A 23960-nucleotide genomic window follows, 5' to 3' on the forward strand; every position below is an offset into this window, starting at 1 on the left:
TTCGGAGCAACTCCCGTTGGCGTTGCTCTTCTGGAACCAGTTCAGCGAACTGCCCGTTGTGACGGCGTTAAGGCGCTTCTTTAGGTTTTGCTGACGTCGCGGGCGGGACAAGGGTGAAGGTCACGGTGAGCCCGCCCTTCGGGTTCGCGACGATGGCGAGTCCGGCGCTGTGGACCTCGGCGACGCTGGCGACGATCGCCAGTCCGAGCCCGTGGTGCCGATGCCCGCCCGTGCGGCCCGTGCCGCGCACGAACGGTTCGGTGAGCGAAGCGACGGTGCTCGTCGTCACGACGGGACCCGTATTCGCGACCTGCACCTGCGCGCCGTTCGAGCGATGGCCCGTTGTCAGCCGGAGAGTGCCGTCCTCGATGTTGTGACGGAGGGCGTTCTGGACCAGGTTCGCCACCGCCCGATGCAGGAGCACCGGATCTCCCAGGGCTTCCGCCGGTTCGAGATCCGTCTCCACCCGCACACCGGAGGAGGCGATCTCCTCACGGAGGTCCTGCAGCACGTCCGCCGCGATCCGCGCGAGGTCGATCTTCTCGTTCCGAGTTCCCCTTGCGCCGATCTCAGCGAGGGTGAGCAGCGAATCGACGGTCTCGATGTTGCGCCTGTTCGTCTGATAGACCCGTTCGGCAACCCTCCGAAGCGACTCCGTGTCGAGGTCGGGATCGGCCAGCGCGACTTCCAGCATCGTCTGGTTGGTCGCGAGCGGGGTGCGCAGCTCATGGGAGGCGTTCGCAGCGAACCTGCGGTGGGACTGGAACGCTCCGTCGAGCTTCTCCAGCATGTCGTCGAAGGTGTCGGCGAGGTCGTGCACCTCGTCGCCTGGCCCCCGCATTCCGATGCGGTGATCGAGCGCTCCCGTCGCCGCGAGCTTCGCGGCGGAGTTGATCTCGGTGAGCGGACGCAGCACCCGTCCTGCGATCACCCAGCCGAGGACCGCGCCGATCACGGCGAGCACCACGAGGGCCAGGATCGAGATGGTGAGCAGGGTGTTCAGGATGTCGGAGGCGCTCGTGAGCTCAAGCGCGGCAGTGGAATCGACGCCGGTCGGCAGTGGCGTCGCCGGGGCCGCGTTGAGTGGCGGAGAGGACGGATACGAGGCTTCCAGCGTGTCCGCGGGCAGGATCGCATACGTCGGCACGTAGCGCATGAAGACGTAGATCGTTCCGAGCATCACCGCGCCGCTCGCCGTCAGGAGAGTCGCGTACGTGAGGGTCAGCCGGGCACGGATCGTCATCCGCGGCCGCCACAGAGGCACGCTCCGCGACACGGACCGGTCAGTCACGGGAGCCATCGAACCGGTAGCCGCAGCCCGGCACGGTCTGGATCATCCACGGTTCGCCCAGCTTCTTGCGAAGCGTCGAGATGGTCACCCTGATCGTGTTGGTGAACGGGTCGGCATTCATGTCCCACGCCTTCTCGAGCAGCCGTTCGGCGCTGAGCACCCCGCCGTCCGCCCGCATGAGCAGCTCGAGCACGGCGAACTCCTTCCGACTCAGCCGCACGCGCCTGCCGTTCCTCGTCACCTCGCGCCGGAACGAATCGAGTCGCACTCCGCCGTCGGCAAGGGTCGGGGGTGCGGCCGGCTGATTGCGGCGCTCCAGAGCTCGCAATCGTGCAACGAGCTCGGGGAAGTCGAACGGCTTCGCCACGTAGTCGTCAGCGCCCAGCTCGAACCCCAGGACCTTGTCGTCGAGGGTCCGCGCTGCGGTCAGCATCAGCACGCGCACCTGAGGGTGCTCGGCCACGATGCGCCCGCACACCTGGTCGCCATGCACGCCCGGGATATCCCGGTCGAGAACGATGACGTCGTAGTCGTTGATCGTGACGTACTCCAGAGCGGCGTCGCCGTCGTGCACGACATCGACCGCGATGCCCTCCCGGCGCAGCCCGGTCTGGATCGCGTCGGCGAGAAACGGCTCGTCTTCGACGATCAATACACGCACCGCTCCTCCAAAGTTCGCGCCGGTCGGCTCCTGCAAAGCCAAGCACGGCGACCATAACGTTGGCGTAAAGCACTTCGGCGCGGGGATCCGCCCGGAGACTCAGCGAAGCCTAGCTCCAGTCCACGAGTGCGGAGCGGTAGAAGCCGATGCCGCGGGCGCTCCAGATGCGCGGGTGCAGGGACAGACGATCGCGATACTCATCCCAGACGCCCTCCTCAGCCGGAGACCAGGCGCGCTCCGCGAAGCCGGGGAGCCGGGTGGTCAGCAGCAGCTGCATCTCCTCCGTTTCGGTGATCGTGTCCGCCCACATGGTCGCCTCGACCCCGGCGATGCGTTCCGGTCGCAGTCCTGCGAAAGCCGTCGCCGGATCCCACTCATAGAACTCGCGCAGGGTGCGGGGCGAGTACACGTCGAGACCGAGATGGGGGCGGCGCACGGTCTGCGCCTCGTCGAGCGAGGGCTCGGCATGCGGGGTGTCGAAATAGGCGACCCGCGTGGGGGACACGAGGATACCGGCGCCCTGCTCCTGAGCCCGCGCCAGATCGCCTGCAGCCGTGCCGTAGAAGGGCAGGATCCGTGCCGGCATCCCCGCAGGCAGGGGCTGCCCCGCGGCGGCGAGCGCCTCGAGCTTGTCGAGATCGCCTCCCGGGCCGGCGAAGTCGATCCATACCTGCGCGACGTCGTCGGGGCCGAATCCGGCACGCGATCCCTCCTGGAACGCGATCGGGCGCACATCGAAGTCCCGCACGAGCTGCAGTGCACGGCGGACGAAGACTCCGTACAGGTCGTCCGGCATGCGGAACGCCTCATCGCCGCCGACATGGATCACCGGGCTTGCGGTGATGTCCAGAAGCTGTCGATAGATCTCCCGCAGAAGGTCCCAGAGGCCGTCGGCGTCCGGGTCGGCGTATGCGACGTCGCGCTCGCCGGTGTGCACCAGCACACCCAGGTCGGGGCGCGCGCGGATGAAGGCGGCGCAGTGCCCAGGAAGGTCGATGTCGGGGATGATCTGGATGTGCCGAAGCGCGGCGTGCGCGACGATCGCGGCGAGATCGTCGCGGGTGTATCGCTCGGGAGTCGCTGCCGTGAGCTCGGGATGGCCGTCGACCTCGATCCGCCATGCCTCGTTGTCGACCAGGTGGAGTTGCATCGCGTTGAACTTGTAGAGCGCGAGGAGGTCGATCACCTCGCAGACCTCCGCAACGGAATAGTAGTGCCGCGCGACATCGAGCAGGAGCGACCGCCAGGCGAAGCGAGGCCGGTCCTCGATCTCCACCGCCTCGAGCAGGATCGATCCGTCGGCTCCCGGGGAGGCGAGCGCCAAGAGCTGTCGCAACGTGGTGAGACCGCGGAACGCGCCGACGTCGGTGGCGGCGAGGATCCTGATCCCTTCCGGGCGCACCGTGAGCCGGTACCCCTCGTCGGTGCCCTCGGCGCCGAGTCGCAGACCCGCCGCCGGTTCCTCGCGGGCGCGAGCAGGATCCACGATCGCCTCGATCGCGCCGCCGTCATCGAGGCGCAGGGCAGGGCCGCCGTCGCGGACGAGGTCGTGGAGGAGTGCGGATGCCGCGGCGCGGAGCGAGGAAGGCACGGTGAGTGCGGCGCCGGGGCGCACCTCGTGTCCGTGCGGTCCGCCGGTGCGGAGTGAGGTCGGCTGCGGGATCAGGGCGACGGGCACAGGGGCTCCTCCTGCTCGGGGCTCATATCTTACGCTTGTAAGATAGCAGGAGGTCGCCGGGGCGAAGGGCGACTAGGGCGTTTCGGACGCCTTGTCGGGCAGTGGTGTGAAGCCGGCGAAGACGGTGTCGCGGATGCGCACCCAGTCGCCCCAGAGATCGGCGTTCTCCGGCAGGAGCACCCAGCGCTTGCGCAGTCCGTCCACGACCACCTTGAGCACGGCGATGACGGTCTCCGGGTCTTCGTACTCCTCGCGGGCGAGGGTGAGCCCGAGCCCCCTGGTGTGCGAGTCGATCGCGGCGAAGTAGGCGTGCGCCGGATGTGCGGGCGACATCGCCTCCGCCTCCAGGGTGTCGAAATGCCGGGTCTCCTCGGGGCGCTCGACGTAGTACTGCACCGAGGCATCGGCGAGACGCCGGAGGGTGAGGTGGTCGTCGTCGGCGCGGGCGAGCGCCTGGATCCCGCGGAGGTCCTCTGCGTCGCGCTGTGCGAGGACTTCGTCCATCAGGTCGCGAAGGGTGGGGAAGTGGTGCGTGAGCCCTGGTGCGGACATGTCGCACCAGCGCGCCACCTCGCGCAGGCTGAGGCCGGCGGCGCCTTCCTCCGCGATCCGTCGCCGCGTGATCTCGATGATCTCGGCGCGCCGCGCCTCGACCGTCAGTCGTCGCTTCATCCGTCCCTCTTCCCCTGCGTCCTTCATCCTTGCATCCGTTCAGGACGGTCGCCCGCGGACGCGGACGGGTGGTGGCGTGGCGGCCACGACATCCGCTACCTTTCATGTGGAAGATAAGCCAAGGAGCCCCATGACCAGCCCCCTCCCCGCGACCGACGCCTCCACTGTCGATCGTCCGCCCCGTGCCGGCCTCGTGCTCACCGCGCTGCTCGTCGCCGCGGTCGTCTGCAACATCAACATCGCCGCCGCGACCGTCGCACTTCCCGCGATCGGCGCGAGCTTCGACGCCTCGCAGACCCAGCTCAACCTCGTCGGCCTCGGTGCGGGGCTCGGGCTGGCCATGTCAGTCCTCTACTTCGGAGCCGTCGCCGATCGCTACGGGCGCAAGCAGCTGCTCATGCTCGGGCTCGTGCTCACCATCGTCGCGAGCCTGATGTCGGCACTCGCCCCCTCGGTGGAGTTCCTGATCGTCGCCCGGGTCGCGACCGGGCTCGCGGCGGGCATGGCCTATCCGACCACGCTCTCCCTCATCACGGCGCTCTGGCGGGAGGGCACGGCGCGCACCGGCGCGATCGCGCTCTGGTCGGGCGTGAGCGGCATGGCGAGCGTGGCGGGATCCATCGTCGCCGGCGTGATCCTCACTGTCGCGACCTGGAACGGCGTGTTCCTGCTCAGCGTGCCTGTCGCAGTCATCGGCGTGGTGCTGGTGTGGCTCTTCGTGCCTTCGCACGTCGACGAGTCGAGCGAGCCGGTGGATCATCTCGGCGGGATACTCTCCACGGTCGGCATCGCGGCGTTCGTGCTGGGGATCGGAATCGTCTTCGCGCCGGGCGCGACGGCGACGGGGATCGTGCTGCTGGTCGCGGGAGCGGTGGTCCTCGCCGGATTCGCCCTGCGGCAGCGCACGGCGCGCGCCCCCCTCTACGACCTCGGTGTCGCGCGCCGCCGCCTCTTCTGGGTGCCGGCCGTCGCCGGGACCATCGCCTTCGGTGCGCTCATCGGCGCGATGTTCGTCGGCGAGCAGTTCATGCAGAACATCCTCGGCTACACGCCGCTGCTCGCCGGAGTGGCTGTCATCCCCGCTGCGGTCGGACTGATCATCATGGCGCCGATCTCGGCGCGCGTCGTCACGCGGTCGGGGACCCGGCCGACGATGCTGACGGGCTACGCGCTCGTGTTCGTGGCCTTCGCCACCATGCTGATCTGGCGCGAGGGGACCCCCTATGTCCTCATCGGCGTCGGATTCCTCGCCGTCGGCGCGGGCGCATCGTTCGTGATGACCGCGTCGTCGCGGTCGCTGACCGGGAGCACTCCTGTGCGCCGGGTCGGAATGGCATCGGCGACCTCGGATCTGCAGAACGACCTCGGCGGATCCGTCATGCAGGCGCTGCTCGGGGCCATTCTCGCCGCCGGCTTCTCGGCCCGGTTCCTGGAGCTCATCGACGGCAGCAGCGAAGCGGGGCACGTCAGTACCGAGGTCACCAAGGCGCTGCAGTCGTCCTTCGCCTCCGCCGCTCACGTCGCCGAACAGCATCCGGACCTCTCCGGGGACATCCTCGCGGCGGCGCGGGAGAGCCTGCTCGCCGGGGCATGGGGGGCGTATCTCATCGGCGCCGTCGCGATCGTGCTCGGCGGGCTGATCGTCTGGTTCGGCCTCCCGAAGAAGGAGCACGAGGAGGAGCTGCGGGAGCGCTACCGCGCGGAAGACGCCTGAGGCTCTGCGGTAGGCTGGTCGCGATGGAAACGATCGAGGTCGACAGAGCCTAGCCACCGAACTGCCGGTGGCTTTCGCGCGTGCGGTGATCAGCCGCATCAGTGATCGATCGTTTTTTCGCGCACAGAGTCCGTCTCCTTCCGGGACGTCGACGCTGCGTGGTCCTCACCGGCATGTTCGCATCGCACCGACCTCGGTCTCGGGTGCACGAATGCGAACGCGTGGCCCCGCCCGGGTTCGCATCCGGCGTGACTTCTCACAGCAAGGCACTCGCATCCGCGGTCGGTTGACTTGCCGGCTCCGCCGGCGTTCCCGACACGGAACTGCTTTCGTCGCGCCCTCCGGTGCGCGACGGCAGAGAAGAGAGAACTACGCAATGTCTACGAAATCCGCCATCACCCTGCGTGATCTGACCCTGGAATGGCCGGATGGCACGGTCGCACTCGACCGCGTCAACGGCACGTTCGGCACCGGCCGGACCGGACTGATCGGCCGCAACGGTGCCGGCAAATCCACGCTGCTCCGCCTCATCACGGGTGAGCTGCGCCCCACCTCAGGGCACGTCGACACCAGCGGCGAGGTCGGTCACCTGCCGCAGACGCTCACGCTGCGACAAGACACGACGATCGCGGAGCTGCTCGGCATCCGGTCGATCCTCGACGCGATCACGGCGATCGAGTCCGGCGACGTCGACCAGCGCCATTTCGATGAGATCGGAGACGACTGGGACATCGAGTCCCGCGCGGCGGAGGCACTGGATCAGATCGGGTTCTCGGCCGCCCATCTCGATCGCCGGATCGCCGAGGTCTCCGGGGGAGAGGGGATGCTCATCGCGATCACCGGGCTGCGCATCCGCCGCACCCCGATCACCGTCCTCGATGAGCCCACCAACAATCTCGATCGCCCCACACGCGCGAGACTGGCTGAGCTCGTCGACCAGTGGCCTGGCGCGCTCGTCGTCGTCAGCCACGACCTCGAGCTGCTCGAGCACATGGATGACACCGCCGAGCTGTACAGCGGGAGGCTGGAGACGTTCGGCGGTCCGTACAGCGCGTGGAAAGAGCAGCAGCTGCAGGAGCAGGCCGCCGCGGTGCAGGCCGCACGTTCGGCGCAGCAGACGCTGAAGGTCGAGAAGAAGCAGCGCGTCGAGGCGGAGACGAAGCTGGCGCGCCGCGAGCGGACGGGGAAGAAGACGCAGAAGGACGGCGGCATCCCGAAGATCCTCGCCGGCAACCGCGCGAGCAAGGCGCAGGCGTCGGCGGGCTCGATGCGCTCGACGCTCGACGAAAAGGTGCAGGCCGCGCAGGCTGCGGTCGATGCGGCCGACGCCCGAGTCCGGGATGAGGAGCACATCCACCTCGTTCTGCCGGATCCCGATGTGCCCCGCGGCAGACGGCTCGCCGAACTGGAGGATGAGGGCCGGACGATCGTGATCCAGGGGCCGGAGCGCGTCGCGCTCATCGGCGCGAACGGGTCAGGGAAGTCGACCCTGATCGAACAGCTCCTGGGGCGGACCGAGCCGGTCGCCGGGCGGCCCCATGGCCGACTCGTGACCGAGGTCGTCGGATTCCTTCCGCAGCGTCTGGACGGACTCGACGACGACGCCAGTGCGATCGACAACGTGCAGGCCGTCGCTCCCGGCACGCCGGCCGGAGCCATCCGCAACCAGCTCGCGCGCTTGCTCCTTCGAGGCGACAGCATGGATCGCCCTGTGCGCACGCTCTCCGGCGGCGAGCGGTTCCGTGTCTCGCTCGCTCGGCTGCTTCTCGCCGAGCCGCCCGCCCAGCTGCTGATCCTGGACGAGCCGACCAACAACCTCGACATCTCCAGCGTCGAACAGCTGGCAGAGGCCCTCGATGCGTACCGCGGAGCGCTGCTGATCGTGAGTCACGACTTCGCATTCCTGGAGCGAATCGGCATCGACACGATCATCGAACTCGATGCCGACGGACGGATGCGTCAGCGTCGGGAGCTGGACGACTGAGCGGGGTCTCTCCTGTACCACTGCTCTGATTCCCTTTGTCCGCAGCCCAAGCGGCCGGGGCTTGTGAGCCAGACGACGGCAGTGACGTCCCTCGGTCCGCTCCTCACTGAACGTACGCCCACTGCGATCCAAACGCTGTCTTCAAAGCCGCCACTCCCTGGCCGGCACCTTGCCCGGCACCACGCACACGTGTCGCGAGGTCTCCGGACTGCCCCTGCGAATCGACCCGCCCTGCCTTCTGTTGACGACTTGGTTGCCCACCGGTTGGGCTACGAGTCCAACTCGGACCGTGGCGCCTCGACGTGCGGAGCCAGTTGCAATAATGGGCTGTGCCTTCAGCGCCAGACATCGACTTCGCACGTATCCGAGCGCACGGACAGCCGGCATCCCGTGCGAACGCGTTCGAGGAAATCGCCTCGCTGCTCATCCGCGACGATGTCGTGCAGTGGCCAGAAGGCACGCGCTTTCACAAGTTCGGCAATCCCGATGGTGGTCGAGAAGGAAAGGGGGTCCTCCCCAGCGGCGACGTGTGGGCTTGGCAAGCTAAGTACCTGACATCGTTCGATTCATCAGCCGCGGCCCAGGTGAAGAAGTCCTTCCTGCGCACTCTGGCGACCGAGCCGAAGCTCCGCAGATACTTCGTGACCATGCCCATCGATCTCCCCGCTGGAGACACCGACAGGTCCAAATCTGCCTTCACACTCTGGAGTGAGGAAGTGATCAAATGGGAAACTGCGGCAGCCGAACAGGGGCGGACAGTCACCGTGGAGTTCCTAGGAGCGCACGAGCTGATTGCCGCGCTCACGTTCGACCACAACGCTGGACGGGTGCGCTACTGGTTCGACGCAAGTGTTCTCACGCGGAATCAGCAACAAGCACGAATCGACGACATCGCAGCCAAGCTCGGCCGTCGATATAGCCCTCAGCTTCATGTAGGTGTCGAGGCAGTACAGCTAGTCGACGGCGCAGGACGTACGACGGCTTACATTGCGCGGTGGCGGCAGCTCTTGGCTGATCTGAGGTCGGCTCGCAGATGGTCATGGAGAGCACCTGACGGAGACGAGGACGCGTTTCACGACGCGCTTCTGCGCTGCAACGTCTTGCTGAACGAGGTGGACGCTCTGCTCGGACGGGTCATCGCGCAGATGCGCACCTTCGACGCCGTCGACCTTTCGACTGCGCAAGTGGAATCAGCATTGTCTGCACTCGACAGCTTGCACACGTTGTTGCGTCACCGGTCGCTCACCGATGATGGGTTCTACGTCGGCGAGGCTGGGTCCCTGTACGGGAACGTACGCGACGCCATCGCTGCGCTGGGAAGGGCGCGTCAGCTTTGCGCGTCGCCAGCGACGGCCTCGGCCAGCCGCGGTGAGCTCCTGCTGACGGGGCGCGCGGGCGTAGGTAAGACACATCTCCTCTGCGATGTCTCCAAGAATCGAATCGCCGCAGGACTCCCGACGGTGATGATTCTGGGCCAGGACTTCGACCTGCGGAATCTCCTGACGCAGCTGCCTGAACTCGCGGAGTTGCCCGGGAGCGTCGACGAACTTCTCGCACTTCTCAGCGCCGCTGCTGAAGCCTCCGGGCACAAAGCTCTCCTGATCATCGATGCCATCAATGAGAGCGAGCAGCCGGATCGGTGGAAGGCCGTCCTTCAAGCAATGGTGTCAAAGGCGTCGCGCTATCCCGCAGTCAGCCTCGTGATCTCATGCAGAACAGAGTTCGTCGACGCTGTGGTGGGCGATCATGACCTGCCGGCTGCCGAGCACTTTGGGTTCGAGGAGTCGACCGAGACCGCCGTAAGGCGCTTCGCGGCCGAATACGGACTCGACGTCCCGACCTTCCCCGTGTTCAACCCCGAGTTCGCCAACCCGTTGTTCCTACGATTGACCTGCGAGGCGCTTAGCACGTTGGGCACCGGCCGGTTCACGTTGGGCTCAGCGGGGCTGACGACCGTGTGCGGAGCATTCATCGAAGCAGCGAACGTTCGCCTGTCCGCGGCTGGCCGATGCGACTTCGATCCGCGCACGGACCTCGTGGACGCGGCCATACAGCAGCTTGCGACTATCGAAGGTGACCGCGTTCCACGCGCCGCCGCGAACGAAATTTGCTCAACTCTGCTCCCGAATCGGTCGTGGTCGAAAAGCCTGCTGAAGGGGATGCTCGACGAGGGAGTCCTCGTCGAAGTGGGAACAGATCACGTCAGCTTCGGGTACCAACGCCTCGGCGACGTCGCACGTGGGAAGACCATTGCCGAAATGACACCCACCGCAGTCGCGGAATGGATGCAGTCGCTGGGCAGTCGGCTGTGGGCCGAGCGTGGTGTCCTCGGCGCACTGGCGGTGCTGATGCCCGAACGACACGGCGTGGAGCTGATGGACTGCGCCGACCTCACTAAGCCCGTCCAGTACGACGTGATCGATGCATTCCTCGAGAGCATCTCGCTACGCGATCCAGCCGCAGCAAGTGCAAGGTCCGAGGAATTCGTGCGAGCACTGCTGAATGCAGATCAGCACAGGGACGAGGTGTGGAGGCAACTCTTGCGAGTGGCGTGCATACCGGGCCACCCCCTGAACGCACAGTGGCTTCACGAACACCTCACGTCGCTCGACCTTCCCACCCGTGACACGTCATGGTCCCTATTCCTCATCGGTGCGCTCGACCCAGAAGAGCATTCGCCCATCCGAACTCTCATCGAGTGGGCCTGGCCCACCGACCAGAGCGCCCCGGTACGCACCGACGGCGATACCGTCGAGCTCGCATTGCTTCTGCTGGGATGGTGCACTAGCAGCAACGACCGACGAGTCAGAGACAGCGCCACTAAGGCGCTCGTTGCCCTCGGCGAGCGCGAGGTGGATGCGTTCGCCTCCGCACTTCCTCCCCTGATGAGCGTCGACGACCCTTACATCGTGGAGCGCATGGCCGCAGCAGCGTGCGGGATCGCTCTACGCCACGAGTCCCGAGCGTCGCAACTAGCGGTTCCGCTCGCCGCCTGGGTGGCCCGTGGCTGGCCGCGTCACCTCCTCACCCGCGACTACATTCGCCGAGTGTTCGAGACAGCGAAAGCCCACGGTTGGGATGGCCTCGACGGGCACCCTCCATACGGGGCGCCCTGGCCCTTCCAGACGACATCGCGCGAAGAGATCGAGCAGCTAACCGCGCGGCCGGCCTATAAGTACAGCTCGATCTGGTATTCCCTTACGAACATGGGCGACTTCGGGCGATACATCATCGAACCGGCCCTGCGAACCTTCGTCACGGAGGATCGCAGTACTCTGCAAGCCGCCGTCGAGGAGGCGATCTTCGACCGCGTGCAAGCGCTCGGGTGGACACCCGAATCGTTCGACGAGATCGACAACCGCCTGTCCCGCGGCCGTTCAGGCGCACCGATCGAACGGTTTGGGAAGAAGTATCAGTGGATCGGGTTCCATGAGGTGCTCGGGGCAGTGGCCGACAACCTGCTCCTCGACGAGCGCTGGTCCTCTGGCGACCCCTACCCCTACGCGTACGCCGAGCAACTGATCTGGCGCGACATCGACGTGACGGTGCTCGTCCGCGAACCAAAGCGCGAGTCCCTCGATGTCCACGCTCCGTGGTCTTCGCCAAAGAGGGCAACGTTTCCGCGAGAGGTCGTGGACGACTATCCGGACGATCTTGACGGCGTGCCGGATCCGCTCGATCTACTCGCTGTCACCGCCCCCGACGGCGTGCAATGGCTCACGCTCCTGAGCTTCCCGAGTTGGAAGCAGCAACACACGCCAGAGATAGTCGCACTTCGACCACCCACACGCGACTCGTGGATGCACTTACACGCCTACCTCGTCCCTCTTGGTGCGGCGGACACTTGGTCGGCTTGGGCACAGGACAAGGACTGGTATGGCCGGTGGATGCCGGATTCGGTTGACCTGGCAAACGCTCTGCTAGGCGCGCACCCGACGGCGCCGGAATGGGCGGCCGCCAGTGGGGACATCGACGACTGGAACTCCTACTCCGGTGGCGAGCAACCGGCTGAGCTTCTGCAGAGCGGTGCTTGGTATGCTGGTACAGGGTCCGACAGTGACGCCTCGGCTAACGAGGAAACACGGGCTTTCGTGCCTTCTCGCAAGCTGTTCGAGCTCCTGGAGCTTCGCCCGGGCGTCGATTTCGTGTGGTGCGACAAGGAGGGCGTTGCAGTGTTTGATCCGGCGCCCAGCTCAGGAAGTCCGAACGTGCTTCTGATGCGCCGAGACCTCCTGCACAAGATCCGTGAAGCAGGCCACGACCTGTTCTGGACCGTGCTCGTGGGTCATGAACACTCCACCGCTGGCTATGGCCCCCCAAAGGGCGATTACCGCTGGATCACCGCGAGCGCGTCCTACCGTGTGTCCGAGGATCAGATCGAACTCGTCCACTCGATCGCTAGCTTGTTCAAAGCGGGCCCCGAGCTGGTATCGAATCTCTCGTGGTCGATCAGGACCCGAGAATTCTCGCGCTAAAGAAGAACACTCAGGGCCGGCGCCGATCTACCGTGATGAAACCTATCGGCTTCCCGGCGTGGCGCGAGCGTTCGGCGCCGCTTCCAGCGTTTCTAGCCCATCTGCCTCAACACGCATAGCAAGTCAAGGAGCCGAGGCGCGTCTGCGAGGGGCCGCGATTTCGGCTGCTCTTCGGATGCTCGTGGCAGATGATCGATGACGTGTTGCCGGCTGGGTCGAGGCACTCGAATGCGCGGCCATGTTTGAGGGCACCATCTACCGGTACCGGTACGGGCACCGGTGCGGATCGCGTGGCGTAGCCTCTGGCGGTTACTCGGCGGGGTTCTCCTGTGCTTAGCCTGGATCGGACTGGTGTAGGGGGGCTTTGAGGTGCCCGCGATCGCTGACCTCCTCACCGCAACCTCGCGCTTCAGCCTGCGAGGGTAGTGGGCGATCAAACTGATGGATTGGCGACGACGGGATCAAATCTCACCAACCAAAAGGCGAACAGGCTGGGCCGGACCAACATGACAATCCCGAACCCGTCCACACCTTCTCGCCAATAAAGCACTCGGGAACAACGAAAGGGACCGGCCTTCGGCCGATCCCTTTCGTTGTTCTGGTCGGGCTGACAGGATTTGAACCTGCGACCCCTTGACCCCCAGTCAAGTGCGCTACCAAGCTGCGCCACAGCCCGTTGACCGCACCGGAGCGCGGGCAACTCCACAATCCTAACCGACTCCCGGGGCCACCGCGAACGCGGACGCGCCCGGGCGCGGCGAGGGGCGGCGCCGCACCCGGCGTCAGCATTCACGTCAGCGCCCGTCGCGAATGAACGCGGCCAGCCGTGCACTCATCGCCGCCGGATCCCAGCTGTGCCACGCGCCGGTGAGGCACTCGCTCGTCCCTACGGCCGCTGCCTCGGCGATCGCGTCCGCGGCCTCGGCCATCCCGGGGAAGGTCTCGGTGCCCACCACGGCGAGGACGGGCGCGGTGATCCCGTGCAGTCGGGCGGCGACGCCGTCCTCCTCGATGCCGGCCAGAGCAGTGCCGTCCGGGATCCAGGAGTGGATCAGTGCGGGATACGCCGGCGAGCGCCGCAGCTCGTCGAGCCACTCCGGCGGCATGCCGACCATGTAGGCGGCCACGGCGTCCTGCAAGCGGCCGGCAGCGATGTGCGCCGCGACACCTGCCCACCACGCTGGCGCCCCTTCGGGGAACTGGCCCAGGGGCGCCTCCCACAGGACGAGACCGCCGAGGTGCGCCACCTCGCGTGCGGCGATCATGGCGATCGCGCATCCGGACGAGTGCCCGACGAGCACCACGGGGCCCGGCATCGTCGCGGCGAGCGCGGTGATCGCCGCGAGCTCGCGCTCGAGGGGGATCGGACCCGCAGCGGGGGAGTCGCCGCGCCCGACCCTGTCGTGCATGACGGCTTGCACGCCGCTCTCACCGAGCAAGCGCGCCGTCTCCGTGGTCACGGGGTCGTCGGCGCGCGTGGGACCGGCGCCCTGGATGAACAGCACGCCGGGAGCATCGGCCGGTCCGTAGTGGTCGTAGGTGACGGTGTCGCCTACGGCCGTGGTCAGCGTGCTCATGATGCCCTCCCGTCGAGCCGGATGCGGACCGCATCGCCGGCGGCCTTGCCGATGGTCTTGCGCAGCTCCGCTTTGACGGGGCCCACGTGCGCGCCGTTGCGGGTCGGCATGAGCGTGATCGCCATGGGGTGCCCGTCGATGGCTCCGGTGACCTTGACCGGGTTGCCGGTGCCGAAGATCTCGCGGGAGTCGGGGACGTCGAAGACGGTCCAGGATCCGGTCTCGGGGGCGATCCGCAGAGTCGCGTCGAACTCCACGGGGATGTCGGGTTGGGTCAGCATCGCATTCCTCCAGTTATTAGACTCATTGGTCTTGTTTGGACAATAGACTCTTCGGTATGATTTCGGCAAGGGGGTGAGCGGATGCGACCGAGTTCGAAGCTCAAACGCGAAGCCGCGCTGGACGCCGCGGAGAAGCAGTTCCTGGCGACCGGATACGAGTCGGTGACGATGGAGTCGATCGCCCACGAGTCAGGGGTCGCGAAACAGACGCTCTACAGCTACTTCGGCAGCAAGAGAGCGCTGTTCCTCGAACTCGTCACGACGAGCACGACCGGCGCCAGAGGGGCGGCCTTCGCCGCATCTCCCGGCATGGACGAGACAGCGGATCCGCGCGAGCTGCTGCGCGAGCGTCTGATCGTCCAACTCGCGCAGGTCCTGGATCCCCGGGTGCTCGCCCTCCGTCGCCTTGTGATCGGCGAGCTCACGCGATCTCCTGAACTGGCCGAGGCGATGTACCGCAACGGCCCGGCGTACGCGATCGAGGTCCTCGCCGACCTTCTCGCGGGCATCGCGGCGACAGGCGCGCTGGACATCGCGGACCCGGTAGTGGCCGCGACGCAGTTGAACTGGCTCGTCATGGGGGAGCCGATCAACCGGGCGATGCTGCTCGGCGACGACGCGATCCTCACTCGTGCCGAAGTCGAGAAGCACGTCGAGGATGCCGTCGAAGTGTTCTTCCGCGCATACACGGTCAAGGGCTCATCGCAGAGCTGAGAGGGTTGTCGCGGCTCGTGTTCTCCGTCAGGCTCGGGGCATGTGGATCTCCGGAGTCCTGCCTCCCGATGCTCCCGACCCGAGGATCAAAGGCGCGGAGATGGTGCGCGCACTCCCATTCGCGATCTACGGCCTGGTGCCGCAGCCGTCGCTCGAGGACCTGAACAGCTTCGGGGTCATGGCCGCGCGCGGAAGTGACGGAACGACCCAGACGACGGTTGCCCTCAACTACACGCTGTGGCGCAACCCGAACGACCACGACGACCCGGCGAACCTCGCCGAACTCGATGAGGTCACCCGCGAGTCCCTTGACCAGGATTCTCCCTGGCCGCGTCCCCGATGGCTCATCGAGCAGGTCGAACGCATGCGATACCCCATGCTCTGGGAGGTGGTCCGCACGACGTGGACGCGCGTTCCCGACGAGTACCAGTCGCTCCCGAACCAGCTCGTGCAGCACGTGAACCACATCCTGATGAACCGCTTCCGCGCGGAGCTCGGCATCCCCGACGGCCCGCCGAGCGGCCCGCCGGGAGGCGAGCCCTGGCACGCGCGGCTGTCGGCGGTGAATCCGATGGCGCACCTCGAGGTCGACGGCCACGAGGTCGATGCCGTCGAGATCGACACGGATCCTTTCGTGTACGGGATCGGAGCTCAGCTCTCGGGCGAGATCGTGGTGACGGTCGTGATCCCGCGCGCGGACCTGCCCCTGATCCGGCTTGCGCTCGCCACCCGCGCCCACCGGGAGTCGCCGTCGGCCCCGGCCTGAACGGCCTCCTCACTCTTCCACCAGCCCCGGCCCGGTGGGACCATGGATCATGGCGACGGATGCCGGCGATGGCGCCACCGACGCGGCACTCGCGCGTCGGCTGCAGATCCTCGCGACCGAGCACTGGGGGCTGCTCGCTGCGCGCAGTACGGCGCAGAGCGAAGTGCTCACCCGCATCACGATCCACCTCACCCTCGTCTCCGCAGGGCTGGTCACGATCGGGCTCCTCGGTCAGGCCTCGCATTTCGCCGACTGGTTCCCGCCGGCGGCGCTCGGAATTCTCGGATTCCTCTCTGCGGTCGGCCTGCTGACGCTGATGCGCGTGCTCGCGGTCTCAGAGGAGGACTTCATGTACGTGACCGCGATGAACCGTATCCGCGGCGCCTACGCGGAGGTGGACCCGGAGGTCGCCGAGTACTTCCTCGCCTCGACGCACGACGACGAACTGGGCATGCGGGTGACGTACTCGTTCTTCCGGCACCGGAGCGGCGCCGAGCAGGTGCTGGGCTCATCGATGATGCTGAGCATCCTCGTGAACGCGACCGTGACGGGGATGTTCGTGGGTGGGTTCTGCGCGACGATCGGCGTGCCGGTGGCGGCGGCGGTCGTCGTCGGTGTGCTGATAGGTCTCGGCATCGTGGCGGGGGCCGTCTGGTCTGCGGCCCGTCGCTTCATGGCGGCCTGGCGCACCTATGTCCCGCGGAGCCCCAGCGAGGGTCCGCCGCCCTACTGGGGCCCCTGGACGCGGGGCGACGCCGCCTGATACCGCCGCACCACCGACAGGCATAGTGTTCTCGCATGACCGACGTCGCACTGATCACCGGAACCTCCTCGGGCATGGGCCTGCATGCCGCTGTCGAACTCGCCCGCCGCGGGTTGCACGTCGTCGCGACGATGCGCGATGTGGGCCGTGCCGCACCTCTGCGCGAGGCCGCGGCTGCCGCCGGCGTCGAGATCGACGTGCGCGCGCTCGACGTCGTCGACCATGCCGCCGCGGCACGCCTGGTCGCCGAGATCGAGGCCGAGCTGGGCGGGATCCACGTCCTCGTCAACAACGCGGGGCAGGGGAGCGTCGCCACCGCGGAGCAGCTGAGCATGCAGCAGATCCAGGATCAGCTGGACATCAACTACCTGGCGCCGGTCAACCTGACCAAGCTCGTGCTTCCCGGCATGCGCGAGCGCGGCAACGGCCGGATCCTGACCGTCACGAGCGTCGGCGGAACCGTCGGCCAGCCCTTCGCGGACGCCTACTGCGGAGCGAAGTTCGCGGTGGAGGGGTTCATGCAGTCGCTCGCGGTGGTCGCCGAGCGCTTCGGAATCCGCGTCGGCGTGATCGAGCCTGCGGCGGTGGCGAGCTCGTTCGTCGCGAACGTGGTCCGACCGGAGGAGGGCGGCCCCTATGCATCGCTCCTCAACGCTTACGTGAGCCGCACCGCCGGCGCCTTCGCGAACGCCCAGACGGCGGAGTCCGCCGGAGCGGCGATCGCGGCGGCGGTGATGGCGGACGAATACCGCTTCCGCCGGCAGAGCTCCGAAGGCGCGACGGCCTTCGTGGGCGTCTCGCTCGCCGACCTCGACGGCGAGCGCGTGCTGGGCTTCACCCGGCCCTGGATCGCGGCCGGCTGACGGCGCGGCCAGGCCGCTCGTTCAGCGTGCCTTCGCGACCACGTCGAGGATCGCCCTGGTCACGATCGCGGGGTTGTCGAGCGGGATGTCGTGACCGCTGTGCGTCTCGGTGATGTGCACGGCGCCAGGGACGAGGTGGGCCTGGTAGTCCTGCGAGACCTCCTGCGCCCGGTCGACCGCGGCGCCGAGGTCGCTCGGGGTTCCCGGCGACAGCTGCCCGGAGTCGATCATCGCCTGCCACTGCGGCGCGAGGAGCCGATCGGCCGACAGCACTGTGAGCGGCATGGGCCGGATCGGCGGCGCGGTGCGGAGCTGCGCGTTCACTGCGTCCGTGTCGAGGCGCTCGATCCCGGGGTATGCGGTGATGTCCTCGGCGGGCACCTGCTGGGACGTCTGCAGCTGCGCATACTGCTCGGGCGACATCGCGTCGGCGACCGCCTCGGAGAGCGCGTCGACCAGCACCATCCCGTCCACCTGATCGGGGTAGGTCGAGGCGTACAGCCGCGCGATGCAGCCGCCGTACGAATGGCCGACCAGCACGAACGGGCCGTGCACGTCTGCAGCGGCGAGGAGCGCGTGCAGGTCGGCGACCGCGGAGCGCTCGCTGGAGGGCTGGGGGATCGGATCCGAACGGCCGAACGCGTTCCCCTCCCGCACGGTGCCCGGACGGTCGTAGGAGCACACCGGTGCGCTCTCACCGACGCCCTGCATCACCGTGGTCGGCTTCGTGTCCGTGCGGTTCCAGTAGTCCGCGGCGGCGCGCAGCCCGCCGAGCAGGAGAACGGTCGCCGGTCCGTTCCCACGGCACTCGAGATAGATCCTGCGTCCGCCGCCGACGTCGAAGAGGCCCTCGATCGGGGCCCGCGGCGTCACGGTGGCGGTGGGCGTCGAGATCGGCCCCGGTCGGTCTCCGCCGGCGGAGCACGCCGTCAGCAGAAGCGCGACAACGGCCAGCGCCCCGAGGCCGCGCCCGCGGAAGCGGACTCGCGGAGCGGGATTGCTGCCCATGACGACGTCCCCTCGTCCAGCCCCCGTACGCCGCATTCTGGCACCCGCGGGTCATGCTGTCGATGCGCCTCGGCAGCCGGAGCGAGGCCCACAGGGACAGGACTCGATAGGGTGGCGCGGTGATGAGCGCTCAGGATCAGGGTGACGCGGTGCGGATCGCGAAACCCGCGGGCCCGCCGTGGCGCGAGCCCGGCATGCCCGCGCTGCTGGCGATGACGACGTTCGCCTTCGCGGGATTCGCGGTCATGCTGCCGGTCGCGCCCATGCATATGGTCGCGCTCGGCGGGGACGAGCTTCTCGCCGGGCTCGTCAACGCGGTGCTCATGGCTGCCACGATCCTCACCCAGCTCGTCGTGGAACGAATGCGCTCGTGGATGGGCTGGCGGGTCAGCCTGGCGCTCGCCTGCCTGCTGCTCGGTCTGCCGGCGCTCGGCGAGATCTTCGCGACGACGCCGGGACAGGTCCTGGCCCTGGCGGCCGTGCGCGGGATCGGGTTCGGCATCGTCACGGTGAGCGGGTCCTCCGCGGTCGGCGCGCTGTTCCCACCCGAGCGGCGCGGGCGCGCGATCGGCGCCTACGGGCTTGCGGTCGCCGGCGCCCAGCTCGTGCTCACCCCGATCTCGCCCTGGATCGCCGATCAGGCGGGGCTTCCGGTCGCGCTGGCCGTCGCGGCGCTGCCGCTCCTGGGGATCCCGTTCGCGCTCGCCGCGGGCGCCTCGATCGCAAAGCATGCGCGCGCCGCGGCGGCCGCCGCCATCGCGAACGGCGCCGCAGCCGCGCCTGTTGCGCACGAGAGCCCGCGCGAGGCACGCCATGCGCTCACCCGGCTCTGGCCGCCCATCCTGGCGCTCACCGCGGTCACGTGCGCGGGCGGCGCCATCACCACGTTCACGCCGCAATTCGTGCCCGATGCGGTGCTCACCGTCGTCGCCCTGTTCCTCTACACCGCCGCCGCCGCGTTCGCGCGCTGGGCGGTCGGGGGTCCCGCCGACCGGGTCGGCGCGGAGCGGTTCGTCCTGCCCGGGCTCGCGATCGCGGCGCTCGGCCTCGGAGCCATCGCCACCGGCATCTCGGGGCTCGTCGGGTCCGCAAGCCCGATCCTGCTCATCGGCGGCGCGATCCTCGTCGGCACGGCGTTCGGCACCATGCAGAACGTGACCCTGGTGCGCGCGTTCGAGGTCGCGGGGGAGCACGCGAAGGGCGTCGCCAGCACCGCGTGGAACGTCGCCTTCGACGCAGGAACGGGAATCGGCGCGCTCGCGATCGGCGCCCTCGCGGCAGGGACGTCCTTCACGCTGTCGTTCGTCGCGCTCACCTTGCTGTGCCTCGTCGTCGCGGCGGTGCTGGCCGTCGTCCGCAGGGCGACGCGACCCGCCTGACGCTGAGCTCCGGCGATCCAGCTCGACGCGCCGCGTGAACGGAGAAGGCCCCGGCGGATCCGCTGATCCTCCGGGGCCTTCTCCGTCCGCGCTCACATGCCGGGGACGGCCTGCGCCTCGTGGACCTCGATGCTGCAACCGCCGGGCATGCTCAGGTGCGGGTGCACCTTGGCGAGCTCGAGGGCGGCGTCGGCGCTCTCGGCCTCGATGATCGTGTAGCCGGCCACTTCGTTGGTGCTCGGCGTGACGCCCTGCGGGGTGACGCGCACGCCTCCGGCCAGCGGGGTGCCGAAGTCGACCATGCCCGGACCCACCTTCTCGGCCCACTGCATCCAGGCGCCCATCATCTGCTGAACCTCTTCGGGGCTCGGGGGCGTGGCCTCGGCGGGCGTCTGCGGGGCGTGGTAAACGAGGACGAACTTGGTCATGATGGATTCCTTTCGGGTGGTGGTGGTCAGTACAGGACGGCGATCGACTGCAGGCAGCCGATCCAGCCCTCGGCGTGGCGGTCGGCGTCGGCCTGATCCACGAGCTTGGTGTGCACGATCGAGACGGCGGTGCCGTCGCCGACCGAGGTGAACGTCACCTCGACGAGCGTGTCGTTGTCGGATCCCTCCCAGAGCCAGGTGAACAGGAGCCGGTTCGGGCGGTCCACCTCGACATAGGTGCCGCCGACCGCGTGCAGATCGCCATTCGGATCCAGCATCTCCAGGCGGTACGCGCCTCCGACTCTGGCATCGACGCTCGCGACCGTCGGGCCGAACTCGAGCGACGGCCGATGCCAGGCGCTGAGATGCTCAGCGGTGGTCCAGAGCTCCCACATGGTCTCGATGTCGAGGGGGAAGGTGCGTGCGACGTTCGCGGTGAACACGGATCAGTTCCTGCCTTCTTCGTTCTTGCGGTGGAGGGACTCGATGTACTGCTGCAGCGAGTCGAGCTGGGTGTTCCAGTAGTCGGTCATGGCCACGATCCAGTCGCGCGTCGAGTCGAGCACCTCGGGATTGGCCTGGGCGCTCGTCGCCCTGCCCTGCTTGACCCGGGTGATCAACCTGGCGCGCTCGAGTGTCGTGAGGTGCTTGTTCAGCGCTTGCGGCGAGAGGTCCAGCCGCTCGGCGAGCTCCGTCATGGCCTCGGGGCGATCGGGGCTCGCCACCTCGTGCAGCACCGCACGGCGGACCGGGTGCGCGAGCGCGCCGAAGACCGCGTCCAGCTCCGGTTCGGAGAGCGGACGGTGCGGAGCCGCACTCGATTGATAAACCATGTGGTTTATCGTAGGTCATCGGCTGTGCGCCGCCGGACCGTCCTCGAAACTCACAGTCGGCCCATAGCTTCGCGGGACCAAATCCGGCTCGTCCCTCGTTCTCTCTGATGACGCCGCAGCCAGCGGCGGCAGCAGAGGAGCATCACGATGAACCCCACCGACTACCGCAGGACCACCGAGGCGCTGAACGCGCTCACCGCGCACCAGTACACGGTGACGCAGGAGGGCGGCACCGAGCCGCCGTTCCGCAACGCGTACTGGGACAACCACGATCCGGGCATCTATGTCGACGTGGTCTCCGGCCAGCCGCTGTTCTCGTCCACGGACAAGTTCGACAGCGGAACCGGCTGGCCGAGCTTCACCCGGCCGATCGACCCCGACGCCGTCACCACGACGACGGATCGCACCTTCGGGATGGTCCGCACCGAGGCCATCTCCGCCGGAGCCGGCAGCCACCTCGGCCACGTGTTCGACGACGGCCCGCGGGCCGCCGGCGGACTGAGATACTGCATGAACTCGGCCGCGCTGCGCTTCATCCCGGCCGCCGCGCTCGAGGAGCAGGGCTACGGCGCGTACCGTGGACTGTTCGAGACCACCACCCCGCAGAATCCAGAGGAGAACGCATCATGACCAGCGGACCCGCCGACACCGGATCCATCGCCCAGGTTCCCGGCGCCGAGACCGCCGTCCTCGCCGGCGGCTGCTTCTGGGGGATGGAAGATCTCATCCGCCGTCAGCCCGGTGTGCTCGGTACGCGCGTCGGCTACACCGGCGGCAGCAACGACCACGCCACCTACCGGAACCACCCGGGCCATGCGGAGGCCGTTGAGATCGTCTTCGATCCGTCGAAGACCACCTACCGCGACATCCTCGCGTTCTTCTTCCAGATCCACGACCCGTCGACCATGAACCGCCAGGGCAACGACATCGGAACGAGCTACCGCTCGGCGATCTTCCCGCTCAGCACCGAGCAGGAGCAGGTCGCCCGCGACACGATCGCCGACGTCGACGCCTCGGGCCTGTGGCCCGGCAAGGCGGTCACCACGATCGAGCAGGAGGGCCCGTTCTGGGAGGCCGAGCCCGAGCACCAGGACTACCTGGAGCGCTACCCGGACGGCTATACCTGCCACTTCCCGCGCGCGGGCTGGGTGCTGCCGCGCCGGAACGAGGCGGTCGCGCCGTAGAGACACTCGCCTTCGGGCCCGTCGGATACCTCCGGCGGGCCCGAAGTCGTCCCGGTTTGCCGTCGAGCCTCACCGGGCCGCAGGATGGAGCGGTGCGAGTGAGCGGAACCGAAGCGTGAGAGAGGTCTCCCGCCGCGGGATGACGCTGTCCCTCGCGCTCAGCGCTGTGGCGGGATACGTCGACGCCGTCGGGTTCATTGAGACCGGAGGATTCTTCGTCTCGTTCATGAGCGGGAATTCCACCCAGGCGGGCGTGGAGGTCTGGACCGACGGCCCTGGGCGTGCGCTGCTCCCGCTCGCGCTCGTCGGGGCCTTCGTGATCGGCGTCGCCGCAGGCGGCGTCGTCGTCGGCGCGCACGCACGGCGGCGCAGCGCCGTGGTCGCCGGCAGTGCGGTCGCCGTCGCCGCGAGCGCGCTCGTCGGATTCGCGCTGCCGCACGCCGAATGGCGGTTCGCTCTGCTGGCCTGCGCGATGGGTGCCCTCAACACCCTGTACCTCGCCGACGGGAGGGCGCGGATCGCGATCACCTACGCCACGGGCACGCTCGTGAGTCTCGGCCTCGCGCTCGCGGACCTGGTCACCGGCCGGTCCTCGACCGCCTGGCGGCGTCCGCTGCTGCTCTGGGCCGCGCTCGCGGCGGGTGCCGTGGCCGGTGCGGCGGCGCATCGATGGCTGGGCGGAGGCGCGCTGCTCGCCGCAGGCGTCATCCTCGCCGCCCTCGCGGTGGCGATCGGCGCAGGAACTCGGCGCGGGGCCGCTGCCGAGCCGTCCTGAACGCCCGCCCCGGTCAGCCGGCGCGGCCTTCGCGGTCCGCTCTGGCGCGGAGGATCCGATCCTGCCAGTCCGCCGGGACGCGCTCGGCCGGGCCCGGCACGGTCTGGTCCTCCGGATGGCTCCGCGGCGGGGCGAGCTCCGGGCCGTCGGTCATCTGCGCCGTGCGGTAATCCCAGAACCAGTCCTCACCCGGTTCGTAGCTCTGGATGAACCGGTGGCCCGTCTCGGTGAAGTGCGCCGTGGCGTGCTGCCCGAGCGAGTCGTCGCAGCATCCGACATGTCCGCACTCCGCGCAGCGGCGCAGATGGAACCACCAGCCTCCGTCGCGCTCGCAGTCGGCGCATCCCGGCCCTGAGGGCGGTCGCCGCGTATCGGTTCCCTGGATCATCTGCCACCTCCTGGCGTCGAACGACGGATCACGTCGATCAGCGGATCAGATCGCCCTCGGCATTGCGCGGGCGTACCGGATGCTCGCTGAGGATCGAGATCCGGTTGAACATGTTGATCGTCAGTGTGACCCATTCCGCCGCGGCGAAGATCTCATCGCCGAGCAGTCCGCGTGACGCGGCGAGGTCAGCCTTGGCCTCCTCGCCGAGCGGCATGCGGGTGGCGGCCTCGGCGATCGCCAGCATCGCCTTCTCGCGCTCCGTGTACAGCGAGGATTCGCGCCAGGCCGGGAGCACGTCCAGCTGCTGCTGCGTGATGCCCGCGGCACGGGCCTCGCGCATGTGCAGGTCGAGGCAGAACGCGCAGGCGTTGAGCTGGGAGGCGCGCACCTTGATGAACTCGGCCTCGGCGGTGCTGAGGCCGCGTGCGGCGGTGGCCGCGGACACCGCTTCGGAGTACGCGGAGGCGGCCTTCCAGGCCTCGGGGATCGCCTTGTCCAGGTAGGGGCGCATGCTGTTCCTCTCGAG

23 protein-coding genes and 1 tRNA gene are annotated in these 23960 nt (G+C 68.2%); 11 read left to right on the top strand and 13 right to left on the bottom strand.

Annotated elements, in window-relative coordinates:
- Positions 1-67 precede the first annotated feature (67 nt).
- From RS86_RS11565 to RS86_RS11580, 4 genes are all read right to left on the bottom strand, one after another.
- Positions 68-1243, bottom strand: coding sequence for a HAMP domain-containing sensor histidine kinase (locus RS86_RS11565; RefSeq protein WP_052680223.1), 1176 nt, complete (start codon positions 1241-1243; stop codon positions 68-70).
- Between the two features lie 40 nt (positions 1244-1283).
- A complete protein-coding gene (locus RS86_RS11570; protein WP_045272419.1) occupies positions 1284-1952 on the bottom strand; it encodes a response regulator transcription factor in 669 nt (222 codons plus the stop codon).
- Positions 1953-2061: 109 nt separating this feature from the next.
- The gene (locus RS86_RS11575; protein WP_052680224.1) at positions 2062-3630 is read right to left on the bottom strand and encodes a family 20 glycosylhydrolase; all 1569 of its coding nucleotides are present in this window, start codon (positions 3628-3630) and stop codon (positions 2062-2064) included.
- A 72-nt stretch (positions 3631-3702) separates the two neighbouring features.
- Complete coding sequence (locus RS86_RS11580) at positions 3703-4302, bottom strand: TetR/AcrR family transcriptional regulator (RefSeq protein WP_160299687.1); 600 nt, start codon at positions 4300-4302, stop codon at positions 3703-3705.
- A gap of 130 nt (positions 4303-4432) precedes the next feature.
- Between RS86_RS11580 and RS86_RS11585 the strand changes: the two genes are divergently transcribed.
- From RS86_RS11585 to RS86_RS11595, 3 genes are all read left to right on the top strand, one after another.
- Positions 4433-6016, top strand: coding sequence for an MFS transporter (locus RS86_RS11585; protein ID WP_045272421.1), 1584 nt, complete (start codon positions 4433-4435; stop codon positions 6014-6016).
- A 376-nt stretch (positions 6017-6392) separates the two neighbouring features.
- Entirely contained in the window at positions 6393-8000 is a 1608-nt protein-coding gene (locus tag RS86_RS11590) for an ABC-F family ATP-binding cassette domain-containing protein (protein ID WP_045272422.1), read from the top strand.
- Positions 8001-8329: 329 nt separating this feature from the next.
- Positions 8330-12475: a hypothetical protein gene (locus RS86_RS11595; RefSeq protein ID WP_152642149.1), complete on the top strand. Its 4146-nt coding sequence runs from the start codon at positions 8330-8332 to the stop codon at positions 12473-12475.
- A gap of 599 nt (positions 12476-13074) precedes the next feature.
- Here the strand turns inward: RS86_RS11595 and RS86_RS11600 are convergent.
- The 3 genes from RS86_RS11600 to RS86_RS11610 all read right to left on the bottom strand — a co-directional run bounded on the left by RS86_RS11600 (position 13075) and on the right by RS86_RS11610 (position 14333).
- A tRNA-Pro gene (locus RS86_RS11600) sits at positions 13075-13151 on the bottom strand.
- Between the two features lie 118 nt (positions 13152-13269).
- Positions 13270-14052, bottom strand: coding sequence for an alpha/beta fold hydrolase (locus RS86_RS11605; protein ID WP_045272424.1), 783 nt, complete (start codon positions 14050-14052; stop codon positions 13270-13272).
- Entirely contained in the window at positions 14049-14333 is a 285-nt protein-coding gene (locus RS86_RS11610; protein ID WP_045272425.1) for a DUF1905 domain-containing protein, read from the bottom strand. Before RS86_RS11610 ends, RS86_RS11605 begins: the two co-directional genes overlap by 4 nt.
- 81 nt (positions 14334-14414) lie before the next feature.
- Between RS86_RS11610 and RS86_RS11615 the strand changes: the two genes are divergently transcribed.
- The 4 genes from RS86_RS11615 to RS86_RS11630 are packed head-to-tail and all read left to right on the top strand — an operon-like array spanning position 14415 to position 17439.
- Positions 14415-15047, top strand: a complete 633-nt coding sequence (locus RS86_RS11615; protein ID WP_045272426.1) for a TetR/AcrR family transcriptional regulator — start codon at positions 14415-14417, stop codon at positions 15045-15047.
- A 40-nt stretch (positions 15048-15087) separates the two neighbouring features.
- The gene (locus RS86_RS11620; RefSeq protein WP_045272427.1) at positions 15088-15813 is read left to right on the top strand and encodes a hypothetical protein; all 726 of its coding nucleotides are present in this window, start codon (positions 15088-15090) and stop codon (positions 15811-15813) included.
- A 49-nt stretch (positions 15814-15862) separates the two neighbouring features.
- A complete protein-coding gene (locus RS86_RS11625; RefSeq protein WP_045272428.1) occupies positions 15863-16576 on the top strand; it encodes a hypothetical protein in 714 nt (237 codons plus the stop codon).
- A gap of 35 nt (positions 16577-16611) precedes the next feature.
- Positions 16612-17439, top strand: coding sequence for an SDR family NAD(P)-dependent oxidoreductase (locus RS86_RS11630; RefSeq protein WP_045272429.1), 828 nt, complete (start codon positions 16612-16614; stop codon positions 17437-17439).
- 21 nt (positions 17440-17460) lie between these two features.
- On the opposite strand, the gene RS86_RS11635 is transcribed toward RS86_RS11630, so the two are convergent.
- Positions 17461-18447: an alpha/beta fold hydrolase gene (locus RS86_RS11635; protein ID WP_052680225.1), complete on the bottom strand. Its 987-nt coding sequence runs from the start codon at positions 18445-18447 to the stop codon at positions 17461-17463.
- A gap of 122 nt (positions 18448-18569) precedes the next feature.
- Here RS86_RS11635 and RS86_RS11640 point away from each other — a divergent pair, with 122 nt between their 5' ends.
- The gene (locus RS86_RS11640) at positions 18570-19826 is read left to right on the top strand and encodes an MFS transporter (protein WP_152642150.1); all 1257 of its coding nucleotides are present in this window, start codon (positions 18570-18572) and stop codon (positions 19824-19826) included.
- Between the two features lie 92 nt (positions 19827-19918).
- Here RS86_RS11640 and RS86_RS19910 read toward each other — a convergent pair whose 3' ends face one another.
- Genes RS86_RS19910 through RS86_RS11655 form a run of 3 tightly spaced genes read right to left on the bottom strand, consistent with a single transcriptional unit; the run spans position 19919 to position 21087 of the window.
- Positions 19919-20254, bottom strand: a complete 336-nt coding sequence (locus tag RS86_RS19910) for a YciI family protein (RefSeq protein WP_052680226.1) — start codon at positions 20252-20254, stop codon at positions 19919-19921.
- A 26-nt stretch (positions 20255-20280) separates the two neighbouring features.
- Positions 20281-20697, bottom strand: coding sequence for an SRPBCC family protein (locus RS86_RS11650; protein WP_052680227.1), 417 nt, complete (start codon positions 20695-20697; stop codon positions 20281-20283).
- A 3-nt stretch (positions 20698-20700) separates the two neighbouring features.
- On the bottom strand, positions 20701-21087 hold the full coding sequence (locus RS86_RS11655; protein WP_045272430.1) for an ArsR/SmtB family transcription factor: 387 nt from the start codon (positions 21085-21087) through the stop codon (positions 20701-20703).
- Between the two features lie 147 nt (positions 21088-21234).
- On the opposite strand from RS86_RS11655, the gene msrB reads away from it, so the two are divergent.
- The 3 genes from msrB (at position 21235) to RS86_RS11670 (ending at position 23046) form a co-directional block, all read left to right on the top strand.
- The gene (gene msrB / locus RS86_RS11660) at positions 21235-21717 is read left to right on the top strand and encodes a peptide-methionine (R)-S-oxide reductase MsrB (RefSeq protein WP_045272431.1); all 483 of its coding nucleotides are present in this window, start codon (positions 21235-21237) and stop codon (positions 21715-21717) included.
- Positions 21714-22271 carry a peptide-methionine (S)-S-oxide reductase MsrA gene (gene msrA / locus RS86_RS11665; protein ID WP_045272432.1) on the top strand — a complete coding sequence of 186 codons (558 nt, stop codon included), beginning with the start codon at positions 21714-21716 and terminating at the stop codon, positions 22269-22271. Before msrB ends, msrA begins: the two co-directional genes overlap by 4 nt.
- 115 nt (positions 22272-22386) lie before the next feature.
- The gene (locus RS86_RS11670; protein ID WP_052680228.1) at positions 22387-23046 is read left to right on the top strand and encodes a YoaK family protein; all 660 of its coding nucleotides are present in this window, start codon (positions 22387-22389) and stop codon (positions 23044-23046) included.
- Positions 23047-23059: 13 nt separating this feature from the next.
- On the opposite strand, the gene RS86_RS11675 is transcribed toward RS86_RS11670, so the two are convergent.
- Complete coding sequence (locus RS86_RS11675; RefSeq protein ID WP_045272434.1) at positions 23060-23434, bottom strand: UBP-type zinc finger domain-containing protein; 375 nt, start codon at positions 23432-23434, stop codon at positions 23060-23062.
- A 37-nt stretch (positions 23435-23471) separates the two neighbouring features.
- A complete protein-coding gene (locus RS86_RS11680; RefSeq protein ID WP_045272435.1) occupies positions 23472-23945 on the bottom strand; it encodes a carboxymuconolactone decarboxylase family protein in 474 nt (157 codons plus the stop codon).
- Positions 23946-23960: the final 15 nt, after the last annotated feature.

Origin of the sequence: Microbacterium azadirachtae, from assembly GCF_000956505.1 — a bacterium.
Classification (GTDB): domain Bacteria; phylum Actinomycetota; class Actinomycetes; order Actinomycetales; family Microbacteriaceae; genus Microbacterium; species Microbacterium azadirachtae_A.